The organism is Blastocatellia bacterium (assembly GCA_025055075.1).
Classification (GTDB): domain Bacteria; phylum Acidobacteriota; class Blastocatellia; order HR10; family HR10; genus HR10.
In genome coordinates, this window is sequence record JANWYV010000006.1 from 18,482 (window position 1) to 32,182 (window position 13,701).

The 13,701-nt window shown below is 61.4% G+C and carries 19 protein-coding genes; 11 read left to right on the forward strand and 8 right to left on the reverse strand.

All coding sequences use genetic code 11. The features are described 5' to 3' along the window. The first annotated feature begins 257 nt into the window (after positions 1–257). Positions 258–803, forward strand: a complete 546-nt coding sequence (locus NZ746_01960) for an NTPase (protein ID MCS6816125.1) — start codon at positions 258–260, stop codon at positions 801–803. 8 nt (positions 804–811) lie between these two features. Here the strand turns inward: NZ746_01960 and NZ746_01965 are convergent, their stop codons facing one another. The 6 genes from NZ746_01965 to erpA form a co-directional block, all read right to left on the reverse strand. Beyond that, positions 812–1,045, reverse strand: a complete 234-nt coding sequence (locus tag NZ746_01965; protein ID MCS6816126.1) for a hypothetical protein — start codon at positions 1,043–1,045, stop codon at positions 812–814. A 361-nt stretch (positions 1,046–1,406) separates the two neighbouring features. Continuing rightward, entirely contained in the window at positions 1,407–1,607 is a 201-nt protein-coding gene (locus NZ746_01970; GenBank protein MCS6816127.1) for a cold shock domain-containing protein, read from the reverse strand. Positions 1,608–1,828: 221 nt separating this feature from the next. Further along, positions 1,829–2,176: a EutN/CcmL family microcompartment protein gene (locus tag NZ746_01975; GenBank protein MCS6816128.1), complete on the reverse strand. Its 348-nt coding sequence runs from the start codon at positions 2,174–2,176 to the stop codon at positions 1,829–1,831. 52 nt (positions 2,177–2,228) lie between these two features. Beyond that, a complete protein-coding gene (locus NZ746_01980; protein ID MCS6816129.1) occupies positions 2,229–2,579 on the reverse strand; it encodes a DUF971 domain-containing protein in 351 nt (116 codons plus the stop codon). 32 nt (positions 2,580–2,611) lie between these two features. Next, entirely contained in the window at positions 2,612–3,697 is a 1,086-nt protein-coding gene (locus tag NZ746_01985) for an Mrp/NBP35 family ATP-binding protein (protein MCS6816130.1), read from the reverse strand. A gap of 58 nt (positions 3,698–3,755) precedes the next feature. Further along, positions 3,756–4,088, reverse strand: coding sequence for an iron-sulfur cluster insertion protein ErpA (gene erpA / locus NZ746_01990; GenBank protein ID MCS6816131.1), 333 nt, complete (start codon positions 4,086–4,088; stop codon positions 3,756–3,758). Positions 4,089–4,218: 130 nt separating this feature from the next. On the opposite strand from erpA, the gene NZ746_01995 reads away from it, so the two are divergent. From NZ746_01995 to NZ746_02005, 3 genes are all read left to right on the forward strand, one after another. Beyond that, a complete protein-coding gene (locus NZ746_01995; GenBank protein ID MCS6816132.1) occupies positions 4,219–4,887 on the forward strand; it encodes an ArsR family transcriptional regulator in 669 nt (222 codons plus the stop codon). A 51-nt stretch (positions 4,888–4,938) separates the two neighbouring features. Continuing rightward, a complete protein-coding gene (gene rlmB / locus NZ746_02000; protein MCS6816133.1) occupies positions 4,939–5,688 on the forward strand; it encodes a 23S rRNA (guanosine(2251)-2'-O)-methyltransferase RlmB in 750 nt (249 codons plus the stop codon). Positions 5,689–5,805: 117 nt separating this feature from the next. Beyond that, positions 5,806–6,309, forward strand: a complete 504-nt coding sequence (locus tag NZ746_02005) for a hypothetical protein (GenBank protein MCS6816134.1) — start codon at positions 5,806–5,808, stop codon at positions 6,307–6,309. 3 nt (positions 6,310–6,312) lie between these two features. Here NZ746_02005 and NZ746_02010 read toward each other — a convergent pair whose 3' ends face one another. Both NZ746_02010 and NZ746_02015 read right to left on the reverse strand, forming a co-directional pair. Further along, complete coding sequence (locus tag NZ746_02010) at positions 6,313–7,077, reverse strand: HEAT repeat domain-containing protein (GenBank protein MCS6816135.1); 765 nt, start codon at positions 7,075–7,077, stop codon at positions 6,313–6,315. Between the two features lie 96 nt (positions 7,078–7,173). Then, positions 7,174–7,392 (reverse strand): hypothetical protein, encoded by a 219-nt coding sequence (locus NZ746_02015; protein MCS6816136.1) that lies wholly within the window; start codon positions 7,390–7,392, stop codon positions 7,174–7,176. A gap of 288 nt (positions 7,393–7,680) precedes the next feature. Between NZ746_02015 and NZ746_02020 the strand changes: the two genes are divergently transcribed. From NZ746_02020 to NZ746_02050, 7 genes are all read left to right on the forward strand, one after another. Then, entirely contained in the window at positions 7,681–8,766 is a 1,086-nt protein-coding gene (locus NZ746_02020; GenBank protein ID MCS6816137.1) for a hypothetical protein, read from the forward strand. 30 nt (positions 8,767–8,796) lie between these two features. Continuing rightward, entirely contained in the window at positions 8,797–9,186 is a 390-nt protein-coding gene (locus NZ746_02025; protein MCS6816138.1) for a DUF2203 domain-containing protein, read from the forward strand. Next, positions 9,183–10,241, forward strand: a complete 1,059-nt coding sequence (locus tag NZ746_02030; protein MCS6816139.1) for a patatin family protein — start codon at positions 9,183–9,185, stop codon at positions 10,239–10,241. Before NZ746_02025 ends, NZ746_02030 begins: the two co-directional genes overlap by 4 nt. Positions 10,242–10,546: 305 nt before the next feature. Further along, the gene (locus tag NZ746_02035) at positions 10,547–11,476 is read left to right on the forward strand and encodes a hypothetical protein (protein MCS6816140.1); all 930 of its coding nucleotides are present in this window, start codon (positions 10,547–10,549) and stop codon (positions 11,474–11,476) included. Between the two features lie 603 nt (positions 11,477–12,079). After that, positions 12,080–12,289: a hypothetical protein gene (locus tag NZ746_02040; protein ID MCS6816141.1), complete on the forward strand. Its 210-nt coding sequence runs from the start codon at positions 12,080–12,082 to the stop codon at positions 12,287–12,289. A gap of 68 nt (positions 12,290–12,357) precedes the next feature. After that, a complete protein-coding gene (locus NZ746_02045; protein MCS6816142.1) occupies positions 12,358–12,549 on the forward strand; it encodes a hypothetical protein in 192 nt (63 codons plus the stop codon). Between the two features lie 54 nt (positions 12,550–12,603). Next, positions 12,604–12,828, forward strand: a complete 225-nt coding sequence (locus tag NZ746_02050; protein MCS6816143.1) for a hypothetical protein — start codon at positions 12,604–12,606, stop codon at positions 12,826–12,828. The last annotated feature ends 873 nt before the right edge of the window (positions 12,829–13,701 follow it).

Sequence of the window (13,701 nt, forward strand, 5' to 3'; positions counted from 1 at the left end):
GACCCGGTGCTTCGGATCGAACGCCTCGCTCCTCCTCGCGAGATGCCTCCGGCGCCCCCTTCGGGGAATCCAAATTCGTCTTCGAGGAGCACCTCTCAGGAAGTCAGCACCCTGTGCGGCGCGCCGACCAAAAGCGGACGCCCATGTCGACGCCGCGTGCGCGGCGGTGGTCGTTGTTGGCAACATCGCGAGGTCGTGACGCAGCCGCCGTCAGGTGATCACCGTTCGGCGCCCATCGGAAATCCGTGAGTGACATGATGCCGACGGTCTCGCCGACGCGACGCCATCTCCTCATCACGGGACGGCCGGGTGTTGGCAAGACGACGCTCCTTCGACAAGTGGCCGAGCGATTGGTCCCACAAGCAGCGGGCTTTTACACGCTCGAAGTGCGAGACGCGGCAGGCCATCGCGTCGGATTTGAGATCGTCACGTTGGAGGGGCAGCGGCGCTTGCTCGCTCACGTGGATTTTCAAACTCCCTATCGCGTCTCCCGATATGGCGTGGACGTTCGCGCGATGGAAGAGGTCGCTGTCCCCGTTCTGGAGCGGGGATTGACTGATGAGGCCATCCCTTTCCTCATCGTGGATGAGATCGCGCGCATGGAACTCTTCTCGCACGCTTTCGTTCGTGTCCTCGACAAGATCTTGATCAGCCCCAAGCGCCTCATCGCGACAATTCAACAAAGCTCCCATCCGGTCATTGAGCGGATCCGCGCGCGCCCCGATGTCGAGCTCTGGGAGTTGACCCCGACGAATCGTTCGGAACTGCTCGCCCGGCTTCTGGAACGTCTGTGCATCCGGTGAGATCCGGCTCAAGTCCCTCGCTTGCGCGATGTTCGCCATTCGAGGACCACACCAATGGCCGAGCCGAAAAGCCCGATCAACCCCCCGAGCACGACCATGCCGATGCCAATCAGCGCGCCGATCCCGGTCAGGATGAACAGCAAGCCGAAGAAGACGAACCCTGCACCGACGATGAAGAAGAGAAGCTCAATCTCGAAGCCTCTCTCCTTCTCAAGCTCTTTCTCCTCTTCCGGCTCCGGCATATGTCCCCTCCTAATCGGCGAAGATGCCTCGCGCGATCACGTGGGTCGCTCGAGGCTCCCGCTCTTCAGAGATGCAACTTGCGTGCCGCAAAACGCGCGCTGCTGGAACCTCAGTAAATCTCCTCGCTGCGGTCGCAAACGTCGCACGACGCCTTGATATGCCCTCCGATGGGGGAGATGACGCGCCCGACGCCACTCACCTGGGGCTTTTCGCGCGATCGGGGAGAGCGTGGCGCAAGACGAAAGATCTTCCCAGCACGAGTCTACAAGGGCTTCCTCCAGGGAGGCCTCGGAAGACTCGCACACGCGCTGCGAAAATCGGGGGAGGTTCTGACGCCGAAGGTCTCCTAAAGCGCCGACGCTAGAGTTTCACCACGTTCTCCGCTTGTAATCCCTTCGGACCTTCTACGAGATCGAACTCAACGAGCTGTCCTTCCTTCAGAGACTTGTACCCCTCCTCTTGAATCGCCGAGTAATGGACGAACACATCGGGGCGGCCATCGGGTTGCTCGATGAACCCATACCCCTTCTGGTTGTTGAACCACTTCACTCTTCCTCGCATCCTCGGCATGGTCTGACCTCCTGATGGAAAATCCCTTCGCCGGATCCCTCTTCGAGGGAACGCTGCGCTTCCGAAGAAGGCTCTAAAAAGAGATGGCCCGAAGAAAGAGCCGGGAATCCCCAGGGGATTGCGAACCGACGTCTTGGGCGAAGGACGACGGTTCGGTTCTCACCTTCGCCACACACACCCCACAACATACGCCCAACCGATGCGGCTGCATCCTATAGCAAGAGGGCGAGGAAGTCAAGACTTTTTTCGCCACTTGAAGGCCGGTCGAGACGGAAGTGGTCTCGCGCTGGGCGATGAAGGGAGGTGGCGATGTCGTCAACGATCCCGACGATGGGGCAATCGGCGGGGACTTCGCGCGGGAAGATCGGGAAGCTCATCCCGCGTCCCCGACACCAGAGGACGAATTCGCTCGCTCCGGCGCCGACAGGATCCGTGGCGATGAGGGGATTCCCAGCGGGTTCCCTGTCCGGAGAGAGAGAGGGGGAAATCACAAGCAACTTCAGCTCGTGCGGCGTCTCATCCTTCGCCGTATAAACGACGCGTCCGATGACCTGAGCCAATAAGATCGCTCCTCGTCCCTCCGCGCGCGATGCGGATGAGCATGCGGGATCTTCATGTCAAAGGTGCTGCTCGCGATGATGCGCTCGCGCACAGCTCGCACGGGCAGAGGGCGCGAAGCTGCGCGAACGGATAGATGCCTGTGCTGTGTCCATCGCTCCATTGGAAGTGCAGGGCATACTGGCCGACCAGCTCGACGCTGATGATGGTGAGGTCATCCGGGATCGTCTCGGGAACGAGCGTGGGACGACCAGTCAGCTCGTCCACGCATAGCGCGCAGCGGCAGTGACGTCGCAAATAGCTCGCCCGATAGATACTCGCGTGCCCGTCGCTCCAGAGGATGTGAATCTCGGACGCTCCGACCTTCTTAATCGCACTAGGGCGAATGGGGCCATGTGCGCTCATGCTCCCGCTCCTTGAGGGATCAAAGGGCTCGATCATGTCGAGACTTCCTCGATCCGAAGCGGGGTCATTTGGTAGTTCACGATGCTGATCTGCGCCGCCAACTGCTCGGCGATCGCACGATAGGCGTGAGCCGCTGGCGATTCCGGATCGGCGAGTACGATCGGCATCCCCGTGTCGGCCTGCTGACGAATGCGAACGTCAATGGGGATCTCTCCGAGGAAAGGAACGCCCAGCTCCTCACTGGCTCGACGCGCTCCCCCATGGCCGAAGATCTCTTCGCGGGCGCCGCAGTGGGGGCAGATGTAATAGCTCATGTTCTCCACGATCCCCAGGATGGGAACGTTCGTTTGCTGGAACATGCGCAGCGTCTTCATTGAGATCACCAATCCCACGTCCTGAGGCGTGGAGACGATGACGGCGCCGGTGACAGGCACCGATTGCGCCAACGTCAGGTGAACATCTCCCGTCCCAGGGGGCAGATCCACGAGCAGGTAATCCAACTCCCCCCACTCCACATCGAAGAGGCATTGTTGCAAGGCCTTATGGGCCATCGGGCCGCGCCAGATCAACGGCTTATCGCCGGGCACAAACAGTCCCATCGAGAGGAAGCGCAAGCGGTGATGTTCGGCGGGCAAGATGCGGTTTCCACGAACTTCGGCCTGCTGCTGGTGCCCGAGCATGATGGGAACGGCCGGACCGTAAATGTCGGCATCGAGCAATCCGACGCGCGCGCCACTCATGTGCAGAGCAGCGGCCAGATTCACAGCGACAGTGGATTTACCCACACCGCCCTTGCCGCTGCCGATGGCGACGATGTTTCGCACTCCGGCGAGCGCAGATCGGTCCAACCCAGCGTGCGGTCGAACGTCTGCCGTCAAGTTCACCCGCACCTCGCGCACGCCCTCCAGCTGCGCGACGGCCCACCGCGCTTCTTCCCGCATCCGCTCCCTCACGGGGCAGGCGGGCGTGGTCAAGTTGATGTCGAAGCTCACGACGGAGTCTTCGATCTTGAGATTCTTGATGAATCCCAGCGAGACGATGTCCCGGTGCAAATCGGGATCCACGACCTGACGCAGAGCCCGCAGGACATCGCTCTCGCTGACCCTCTTGCCGAACATGTGCGCCTCCTTTTCGGAGGGGTTCGGCGAAGCGCTGGGCGTTTCGCCAAAGGCCCCATCAAACGGTGAAGCTGCTGCCGCAGCCACACGTCCCGCGGGCGTTCGGATTCCGGAAGGTGAATCCTGAGCCCATCACCGAGCGCACGTAATCAATCTCGACGCCGTTCAGGTATCGCTTGCTCAACGGATCCACGAAGACCCGGATCCCGTGAATCTCCAAGATCTCGTCAGTGCTCTCGGGGGCGTCATCCAGGGCGAGGTCATACTGAAATCCCGAACATCCGCCTGGGATGACGCGCACGCGCAAGCCGACCCGCTCCGGCGAGAGATTCTCGCTCTCGATGAATTTCTTGATCTCAGCCGCGGCGGCTTCGGTGATCGTGAGTGTCATCGTCGTTCCCTCCTGCCATGAGTTCTCGCGAAGGACTAATCTTATCAGCTCGCCGCGAAATAGGCAACATTTTGCCTGAATAATCTGTGTTTGCTGAGGCGCGGACCTGTGGTACAATACGACCGAATGTATGGAGCGATGGTCGAATACCAATACGTCCACCCGCATGCGCGTCGTCGAGCGGCTCAAGCAGTGGGGAAGCGCGACGGTCGCGGAATTGGCGCGTGAGCTGCGGCTGTCGGGCGTGAGTCTTCGCCGCCATCTCGATCTGTTGGAGCGCGATCGCTTGGTCACGGCCCAAATTCAGCCTCGAGGGCGTGGACGTCCGGTGAAAGTCTATCGGCTCACGGAGGAGGCCGATCGGTTTTTTCCCGAGCGGTATAGCGAGTTCGCCGTGGAGCTCCTCGAAGGCGTGCGCGAGCTCTTCGGCGAGCGCGCGCTCCGTCGGCTGCTGCGGCATCGGACGACAAAGCTGATCGCGCGGCTCCGGACGCGCCTGGTGGGCAAGTCCCTGCGAGAGCGCGTCCAGCTTTTGACGGAAGCGATGACGGAGATGGGCTTTCTCGCCTCCTGGGAGAAGATCGGCGCCGGCCGCTTCCTCTTGACGCAAGCCCACTGTCCCTTGCGCCGCATCGCAGCGGTCTGTCCAGAACTCTGCGAGCAAGAGCTGCGCATGCACGAGGAACTGCTTCGCGCCTGTGTCACGCGCGAGTGTTTCATCCAAGATGGGGAGACAGTCTGTCGGTACCTGATTCGTTCCATCTCCACTCGGTCGAAACTCCCTTCCTTAGCTCGATGAGCGTCCTTCCCTCTTCGGCTTCGTGCTACACTTGAGTTGGTCGAAGGCGCCATGACGACGAAGCCCACGATCGTTTACGGATGGGCTCCCGTACGCGAGGCCATTCGCGCTCGAGGCCGAGCGGTGCACAAGGTGCTCGTCGCCCGAGGAGGGAAGCGGCAGCGCATGAACGAGTTGTTGGCTGAGGCGCGCGGTGCGGGCATTCCCGTACACATCGTCTCGCGCGCGGTCTTAGATCGGTTGGCCCCACAGGCCGTTCATCAAGGAGTGATCGCCTATCTGGCGGCCGGCGAATACGCCGATCCGGAACAAATCCTGGCCCATCTCACGGAGGAGACGCTGCTGGTGCTCTTGGATCACGTCGAGGATCCACGCAATTTGGGCGCGATCTTGCGCACGGCGCACGGCGCGGGGGCGCAAGCCGTCGTGATCCCCAAGGATCGCGCCGCCGGTTTGACGGAGGTCGTCGCCAAGACGTCGGCCGGCGCATGGATCCACACGCCGCTGGCGCGCGTGACCAATCTCGCCGCCTTCTGCCGTCAACTGCGCGAGCGCGCCGTGCGCATCATTGGCGTGGAGGCCGATGGTCCCATCCCCTATACAGAGGTGGCGTACACGGGGCCCATCGCTTTCGTCTTCGGCAGCGAAGGGAAAGGATTGCGCCGCCTCACCCGCGCCCAATGCGATCTGCTCGTTTCTATCCCCATGAGGGGGCAAATCACATCGCTCAATGTCTCGGTCGCCGTCGGAATCGTCCTCTTTGAAGCGCTCCGACAGCGCGCCAACGCGGCTCGCGCGTGAGGCCTCCTTCGAGGATCGGCCCACGCCCATTTTCCGTGTAACCTCCTCTCGGCTGGGGACGTTCTTAGCCACATGGAGATAACCGAATCGAAAGTCTCAGCAAAAGGAGGGATGCGCATGAAGCGAATAGCCGTCGTTGCCATCAGCGTGCTTGTCCTCGGGCTCGCGGGGATGGCCCAGGAGAGGCCGAACCTGAGTGGGACCTGGGTCTTGGATAAGGAGAAGAGCGATCCGCCTGGCATGGGGATGGGGGGACGCGGCGGGTTCAGCCCCGACGTCACTCTGATCATCGAGCATCAGGAGCCTGTGCTCAAGATCAAGCGCATCATCAAGAGCGAGCGCGGCGAGCAGGTACAAGAGCTGGTCTATACGACCGACGGGAAGGAGAACGTCAATCCCGGCATGCGCGGCGGAGAATTCCGTTCCAAGACGAAGTGGGAGAAGGGCAAACTGGTGACCAAGGGCATGCAAACGATCCAATCCCCGATGGGGACGATAGATCTGGAGATCACCGAAACGCGCACGCTCTCGGAGGATGGGAAGACGTTGATCATCGAGACGACGACCATGACGCCGCAGGGCGAGCGGACGCGCAGGCAGGTCTTCGTGAAGCAAGGGTGAGCCTCAGCGCTCGCGAGCGCGGACCTTGCGGAGCGCTTCGCGAGCCGCCTCGCTCAGGTACGGATCGGGAGAACGGGAGAGCGTCCGCAGCGTCTCCGTTGCTTGTGGATCGCCGATTTCGCCAAGCGCCCAGGCGATCGCGCGTTTGACCTCTGGGTCCTTCTCGCGCGTCACCCGCGTGATGAGAGGGATCGTAGCCGCCTGGGCGCGCCATCGCCCCAAGGCGCGCGCGGCCTGACGCCGCACGAAAGCATCCTTGTCCTGTAAGCGCTCGAGAAGCGTGGGAAGTGCGACGTCATCCGGATGCTCGGCGAGCGCTTCAATAGCGGCCGCGCGCACGGCAGCGTCCGAATCTCGCGCAGCTTCTCGAAGGGCGTTCGTCGCTCGCGGATCGCGCACGCGGCCGAGCGTCCAAGCCGCCGCGCGTCGAACCAGCGGATGCGAATCTCTCACGGCTTGCAGCAGCAGCGGGATCACTTCCTTCAACCCCATAGAGGCCTCTGTTGGGTTGAACTGCCCCAGAGCCATGATCGCCGCCGCACGCACGCTGGCCTCCGAATCCTGAGCTGCCATCTGAAAAAGAGGAAGTAAGGCCGGATCGTGAAACGCGCTCAAGGCCAAGAGGGCATCTCGGCGGCGCGTCGCGTCCGGAGCCCGAAGCTGCTCGATCAGCGCGCGCTTCGCTGCCTCCGGATTCTCTTGAACGGCGATGGTCTCGAAACTCCCGCTGCCGATGAGCGTCACCAGAATGACGACGAGCCCGCGCATTCGCCTTCCGCCGAAAGCTCGGAGGAGAACCTCATGCGGTCAGGAGAGGGGTAGGAGTCCATCTTCCTGCTCGCGAAGCCTTCGTGGAACGCTCCCTCACGATGCGCCCTTCCGGCTTCGTGAAGCGGAGGCGCTCCCTTTCTCCGAAGGGGAGAGCAAGGAGAGCAACTCCTTCTGAAACTGTTCCGGGTGGCGCTCCTCTTCCTTCATCAACCGCATGATGGAGATGTACTCGAGGACTTCCACCGCCTCTTCCTCACTCAAATTTTCGATCTCCTCCGCCAGACGCTGTCTGGCACTCGATGACTCCGGCATGTTCCCTCCCTTCTTGCGCCCCATCGCTTCTTCCCCCCCCGCGCTTTTGGGATCGCCCTGGGGCCATTCTTCTGCGCTCAATCATACATAATCTCCCCCCGGGCAAGCAACCGAGCCGCCCCCTCGGCCTCTTGCCCGGGAACTCGAATCGCATCCTTTAGGGGAAGAAGAATCCGCCGCTTACCCGCTCTTGAAATAGGCGCGGAAACGGCATAGACTTCATCGCTTCTGAGATGGGTGCTCGTGAAGCACTCCATTGAGCCGAACGACTAAGGGAGGAAACACGCCGTGAGGGGACGTCTATGGATCCGAACGAGCGCTCTCATTCTCGCTGTGATCGGCGCGAGCGTCGGCGGCCGTCCCTCAGTGGGACAAGAACCGCCAGCCGCGGAACCGCGCGGCTTGCTCTTTCCCGGCGAAGAACGCCATCTGGCCAACATCCGCCAACTCACCTTCGGCGGTGAGAACGCCGAGGCCTATTTCTCCGCCGACGGGAAGAAGCTCATCTTCCAATCCACGCGCCCGCCGTTTCTCTGCGACCAGATCTTCATCTTGGACCTGCAGACGAACGATGTTCGGCTGGTGAGCACGGGCAAAGGGCGCACGACCTGTGCCTATTTCTTCCCGAAGGGGGATCGCATCATCTACTCCTCGACGCATCACGTCAGTCCGGATTGTCCGCCGCCACCGGATCGCACGCGCGGCTACGTCTGGGCGCTCTACGAGGGCTACGACATCTTCTCCGCGCGCGCGGATGGCTCCGATCTCAAGCAGCTCACGAATACGCCCGGCTATGACGCCGAGGCCACGATCTCTCCAGATGGAAAGAAGATCGTCTTCACCTCGATGCGCGATGGCGATCCGGACATTTACGTCATGGATGCCGACGGTCGCAACGTGAAGCGCTTGACCCGCACGCCCGGCTACGACGGCGGTGCTTTCTTCTCGCCCGATGGCAAGCGCATCGTCTATCGCGCCCATCATCCCCGCAATATGGCCGAACTCTCCAATTTCCAGGCGATGCTCAGGGATGGCGCGCTTCGTCCCATCCGCCTGGAGATCTACGTCATGGACGCTGACGGTTCGCGGCAGCGCCAAATCACCAACAATGGCGCGGCGAACTTCGCCCCCTTCTTTCATCCGAGTGGCCGGCGCATCATCTTCTCCTCCAATCATCACGATCCGACGCGGCGCAACTTCGACCTCTTCCTCATCAACGACGATGGGACGGGGCTGGAGCGGATCACCTTCAGTCCCGCGTTCGATGGCTTCCCCATGTTCTCGCCCGATGGCCGAAAGCTCGTCTTCGCTTCTAATCGCAACGCGAGGACGCCCGGCGAGACCAATCTCTTCATCGCCGATTGGATCCCGTGAGGACGACGCCAAAACCCGGGAGGGGGAACGATGCGACATGAGCGGTATTTCTCGATCGAGGAAGCCGAGCGCGCATTGGCGCGCTGGCGCGCGGAGATCGAACGCATGGCCGAACTCGCGCGAACGCTCGCGGCGCGGGGGTTCGATGTCTCGGCGGGGCACTATCGCCCAGGCTTCCATCCCGATCAGCTCGGGCCGTATCCGCCCGAATTCGTCACCCTGTCGCAGATCGTCGCGCGCCTGCACCGCGAGGGCATCCTCGTGAAGGGCCTTGAAGACGGACTCGTGGACTTCCCGCACCGACGTCCTGATGGGGAAGAGGTCTACTTGTGTTGGCGAGTCGGTGAGCCCCGGCTCGCCTATTGGCATCCGCTCGATACCGGATTTGCGGGGCGCCGCCCTCTCGAGCAGTTGCGATGAACGAGCGCGAGATTGATCGCGCGCGGATCGCGCGAACGATCCAAGCGCTCTCAGATCGCGTCGCCGGCCTTCGGCCAGAGACCGCTCTTCACCACATCCTCGAGCGCAAGCTCGAGCGCGAAGCGCAACGGTGGACTCCGCGTTCTCTCAAAACGGCGTGCGTCCTTCAAGGCGGCGCCATGCGCGGCGTCGCCAGCGCCGGCGCTATTATCGCTTTGGAGCAACTCGGCTTCACCGAGGCCTTCGACGCCGTCTACGGCGCTTCGGCGGGAGCCATCAACGGTGCGTACTTCCTGGCCGGACAAGCTGCCTTCGGCACCTCGATCTACTACCAGGACATCGCCAATCGCCGCTTCATCAATCCCGCGCGCTTGTGGAAAATCGTGGACATGGACTTCCTCTTCCAAGAGATCATCGCCCGCCGAAAACGGCTCGATCTCGATCGCGTGCGCCAAAATCGAACGCCGCTCCACATCATCGCGACCGAAGTTCAAACCGGGCGCGAAGTCCTCTTCAGCAGCCATGACCATGAGCTCGATCTGCTCGCCGCGCTCAAAGCCAGCGCCGCTTTGCCGATCCTTTACCCCTATCCGGTGCGCGTCGGCGAGCGCCTCTACGTGGATGGCGGCGTCGTGGACGCGATTCCCATCGAGCGCGCCCTGCTCGACGGATGCACGGATCTCCTGGTCGTGCTCACCGTCCCCAAGACCCATCGCGCCAAGCCCCCCAGCGCCCTCGAACGCATGTTGGCCGCTCGGCTGCTCCGTCCGCTCAGTCGGGATCTCGAACGCGCCTTCCTCCATCGGCACGAAACCTACAATCGCGCCCTCGATCTCGCCCTCGGTCGTCGCGACGCGCCGGCGAACATCGTGGCGCTTTTTCTCGATCCTCAACTTCCGCTCAGCCGTCTGACGAAGGACGTCAGCGTGCTCAAACGGGCGGCCACGCAAATGGGCCGTCTCATCTTCCAACTCTTCGCTGGAGAAGACCGCGAGTCGGTCGAGCTGCTGCACTTCGTGAAGCGTCCCCATCGAGGGCCTGCAGAGAGCCGATGAGTTTCCGGTGGCATGAAGCCTGCGGAGCAAGCGGCAGAAGCTCCTTAGGATTCGCTTCGCTCACCCCAATCGAGCCGCGGACACCCCCTTCGCGGGCCCGTGTAGTGGAGTGAGTCGCAGCGTGGCCATTTCTATTCAATCCCTCACGTGGGCTTGTGGGCAGAGCGACGAGCCTCACCCTCGCTCACTCTTACGCGAGCCCGACGTGTGCGAATGCCCAAATGGTGAGGCTTCGGACAGTCATCTATCGCCTTCATCATCGGGGCGAGGTATAATAAAAGGCTTGAACAGCAGGGGAGGACACGATGGCCTTTACCTTGAAGGACTTTCATGACCTGGTTCGGATCTTGGAAGAGCATCCCGAATGGCGAGCCGAACTGAGGCGACTCCTTTTGACGGATCAACTCCTGGAGCTTCCCACTGTTGTCCACGAATTAGCCGAGGCTCAACGGCGAACGGAAGAGCGGGTCCAGGCCTTAGCAGAGCAGGTGAGAGAGCTGGCCGAAGCGCAACGACGGACGGAACAGCAGGTGGCCGAGCTGGCGGCGGCGCAGCAACGGACGGAGCAGTGGGTGGCGGAATTGGCGGCGGCGCAACGACAGATGGAGCAGCAACTGGCCGAACTAGCGGCTGCGCAACGGCGAACGGAGCAACAAGTGGCTGAATTGGCGGCGGCGCAACGACAGATGCAAGAGCAAACGGCCGAGCTTGCGGCGGCGCAGCGGCAGATGGGGCAAGTCTTGCTGCAATTGGTCGGATGGCAACAGGGCGAAGCGGGCCGACGTGAAGGCGAGCGATATGAACGGCGAACAATAGCGCGGGCTCCGAACTTGTTCCTCGGCGGTGAGGGCGGTGCGCCCAGCGACCCCGATGTCCGTCGTCGCCTCAGTCAATGGCTTCGCCCGCTTTATCAGCAAGGTCAGACCCCAGATCCTCCAGCCGATCCCTTCTTGGCCGATCTCCTCTGGTGGAAAGAGGACGAGGTGCTCCTTGTGGAGATCTCGCAGAAGGTGGACGCACAGGACATCCGTCGCGCGCGCCAACGGGCGGATACGTTGCGCGCGGTCGGAGTGAAAGCCACGCCCGTCGTGATCGGAGAAGAATGGGCGACTCCCGAATCGCAGGTGTTGGCCCAAGCGGAATTGGTCGAGTGGTTCGTCAGCGGCGGAAGCTCCCAAGGCTTCCTGCGCTTCCGCCGCCTCCCCTTCTTGCCGGAAGAGGACGGTCGAGAGTAATCGAAAGCGACCGGGAGCGCATCCGGTTTCTCCACACAGGTGACCAAATGCGCCCAGGAGCAATTCCCAACGAGGCGAGGTAGCTTCCATGGAGCTGGCCTCACGACGAGCCCCCGGGTAGCCCGCTGGCCTCCGATTTCGTCAGTTTCCTTCTATGGATCTGGCCTCGCCCAAGGCTCCCTCACGCACGATGTCGCCGACGCATGGATCGAGGACCTCTATCGCCGCTTGTCCCCTCGGCGAGGGCACCCACGGGCGCAGGCTTTTGGAGACATCTGGGAGAGGTCGCGTGTCCCGAGGGCGCTCGCCCTCATTCCGGGCTGCGGTCGAACGCCCGCTTCGCAGGCGCGCTTTCGGCGTGTCCGTTCGAGAACGACGGCATTCGCTGCCGCTCACCTGCGATCGGCTTCATTGGCTCGCGTAGGGCTCACCCCGGACGATCTTCGGCTCATCGGCTCGGCAGGGCCCGACCTCTTCGGGCTCGTCACCCCTCCGTGCTCGAAAATTTTTCACCCGTAAGCGAATTTTCTCTTGACAAACGGGGAGACGCCGGATAATATATGCGCCCGGAATTGCTTCTCAACCTCAGTCAGGAGGATGGTTATGAGAAAAGTGATGGCAGGGATGGGGCTGTTGAGCATGCCCCTTCTGTCGCTCGCAGTGGGTGTCGTGCCTCAGGTCCTCTTCGTGATCGCGCTGGTGCTCGGAGGTGGAAACATCCTGGCGAATGTGACGACGCTCTTCACAGCCCTTGTGGGGATTGCCGGGTTCACTGGCATAATTGGTGCACTCGGTGTCAACCTTGGGGCTTAAAGAGGCACGGCGAAGGCATGAGTTTTTCAAACTTCCCGCGAAGGGGAAATCCTTAAAGGAGGAGGGTTATGAAGAAGCTTGCGACAATGGTCTTGGCCTTGACATCCGTTTTGGGCTTTTCGCTCACGGTGATGCTGCCGAGCGCGCTGGCCATTGGCTTCTTGATCGAGGCGGCTGGCGTGACGGTCATCACGAAGTTCATCGCGGCGTTGATCGGGTTGGGATTTCTCTTCTTCTCACTCAACCCGGTTATTGCGTGAGATCGGGAGAATTGGCCGGAATGGCTTTGAAAACATTTCGATAAGGAGGACGCTATGAGGAAGCTTTTAGCATTGACTTATCTGTTCGGTTTTCCCGTTGCGCTGGGACAGGTTTTGCCCGGGATCATGGCGTTGATCCTGTATGGGAGTTCAGGGGTTTTCGCTACATACATCCCAGCGGCGTTCACAGCTCTGTTCGCGACCACAACTGTCTTCGGGTATTTCGTCTCGGGCTTTTTCCCGACCCCCGGCATTTCGAATTTCATCATGGGTCTGTAGGAAAAGCCCAGAGGAGCTATGGGAGCAGTAGCTCTCCTACTGCTCCCCATTTCGAATGAAGAGGAAGGGCCCTTTCGGAAAATCGTGGGGTCTTGCGTCCTTGGTGGATGAAGACAAATCGCAAGGGCGAAAGGAGGATGAAGGACTATGACTCTGCCAATTTGGCTTCTCCTCATTTGGATCTTCTTTGTGGCATTTGTGGGGCTGCCACGCTGAAGGCCTATTCGTGGTGACGCGATGGCTTCTCCCCGCAGGAGAAGCCGAAGCGTCACCTTTCATCTTTTTGGGGCTCGCGTGCGAGGAGGCTGGTGGCTCAGAAGTGGTGAGAGTGAGGGGAATCATCTATTTGAATTTGAAGTGGGCCAGGATCAGTGTCGGTCGGGATCCTTCACCACAAAGGGCCAGCGCTGATGGCGATTCCTCTGCGCGGAGCCCGGGACGTAGGTGACCGAATGCGGCACCCTCAAAGAGGGTGCGCTCGATTGAAATCGCCCCCTCTATAACCCTGGGCACAGAGGTGCTCGAATCTCGCCATAGGCGAAGGTGAATCTTATCGAAATCGCCCCATTCCGCACTGCGGTCGTGAGCGATCACCTCCCGCATCGGGCGAGCTGAAAGATGGGCCTGACGCTCTTCCGCATCGAGCCCGCATGGACAAGTGTGTGCGTCTCGGGGAGGCGAGCTTGAAGACAAGCGGCCCTTCGAAATGAATTCCCCAAAGCTCCGAAAGAAAGGGGCCCGATGGATCCCCTCTCCCACCCTGAGAGAATTCTCTCTCCCTCTGTCAAGACCACGCTCTCGCATGCGCTCGCCTACAAGATGCGGGTTTGAATAGGGATCGCGGCGGCTCATTCCGAGCATATTCCTCGCCAA

Coding starts and splice junctions, on each gene's coding strand:
- NZ746_01960 (MCS6816125.1), top strand. CDS start 258: ATGCCGACGGTCTCGCCGACGCGACGCCATCTCCTCATCACGGGACGG.
- NZ746_01995 (MCS6816132.1), top strand. CDS start 4,219: ATGGAGCGATGGTCGAATACCAATACGTCCACCCGCATGCGCGTCGTC.
- NZ746_02040 (MCS6816141.1), top strand. CDS start 12,080: ATGAGAAAAGTGATGGCAGGGATGGGGCTGTTGAGCATGCCCCTTCTG.
- NZ746_01985 (MCS6816130.1), bottom strand. CDS start 3,697: ATGTTCGGCAAGAGGGTCAGCGAGAGCGATGTCCTGCGGGCTCTGCGT.
- NZ746_01970 (MCS6816127.1), bottom strand. CDS start 1,607: ATGCGAGGAAGAGTGAAGTGGTTCAACAACCAGAAGGGGTATGGGTTC.
- NZ746_01980 (MCS6816129.1), bottom strand. CDS start 2,579: ATGAGCGCACATGGCCCCATTCGCCCTAGTGCGATTAAGAAGGTCGGA.
- NZ746_02035 (MCS6816140.1), top strand. CDS start 10,547: ATGGCCTTTACCTTGAAGGACTTTCATGACCTGGTTCGGATCTTGGAA.
- NZ746_02005 (MCS6816134.1), top strand. CDS start 5,806: ATGAAGCGAATAGCCGTCGTTGCCATCAGCGTGCTTGTCCTCGGGCTC.
- NZ746_02030 (MCS6816139.1), top strand. CDS start 9,183: ATGAACGAGCGCGAGATTGATCGCGCGCGGATCGCGCGAACGATCCAA.
- NZ746_02015 (MCS6816136.1), bottom strand. CDS start 7,392: ATGCCGGAGTCATCGAGTGCCAGACAGCGTCTGGCGGAGGAGATCGAA.
- NZ746_02025 (MCS6816138.1), top strand. CDS start 8,797: ATGCGACATGAGCGGTATTTCTCGATCGAGGAAGCCGAGCGCGCATTG.
- erpA (MCS6816131.1), bottom strand. CDS start 4,088: ATGACACTCACGATCACCGAAGCCGCCGCGGCTGAGATCAAGAAATTC.
- NZ746_02045 (MCS6816142.1), top strand. CDS start 12,358: ATGAAGAAGCTTGCGACAATGGTCTTGGCCTTGACATCCGTTTTGGGC.
- rlmB (MCS6816133.1), top strand. CDS start 4,939: ATGACGACGAAGCCCACGATCGTTTACGGATGGGCTCCCGTACGCGAG.
- NZ746_02050 (MCS6816143.1), top strand. CDS start 12,604: ATGAGGAAGCTTTTAGCATTGACTTATCTGTTCGGTTTTCCCGTTGCG.
- NZ746_01965 (MCS6816126.1), bottom strand. CDS start 1,045: ATGCCGGAGCCGGAAGAGGAGAAAGAGCTTGAGAAGGAGAGAGGCTTC.
- NZ746_02010 (MCS6816135.1), bottom strand. CDS start 7,077: ATGCGCGGGCTCGTCGTCATTCTGGTGACGCTCATCGGCAGCGGGAGT.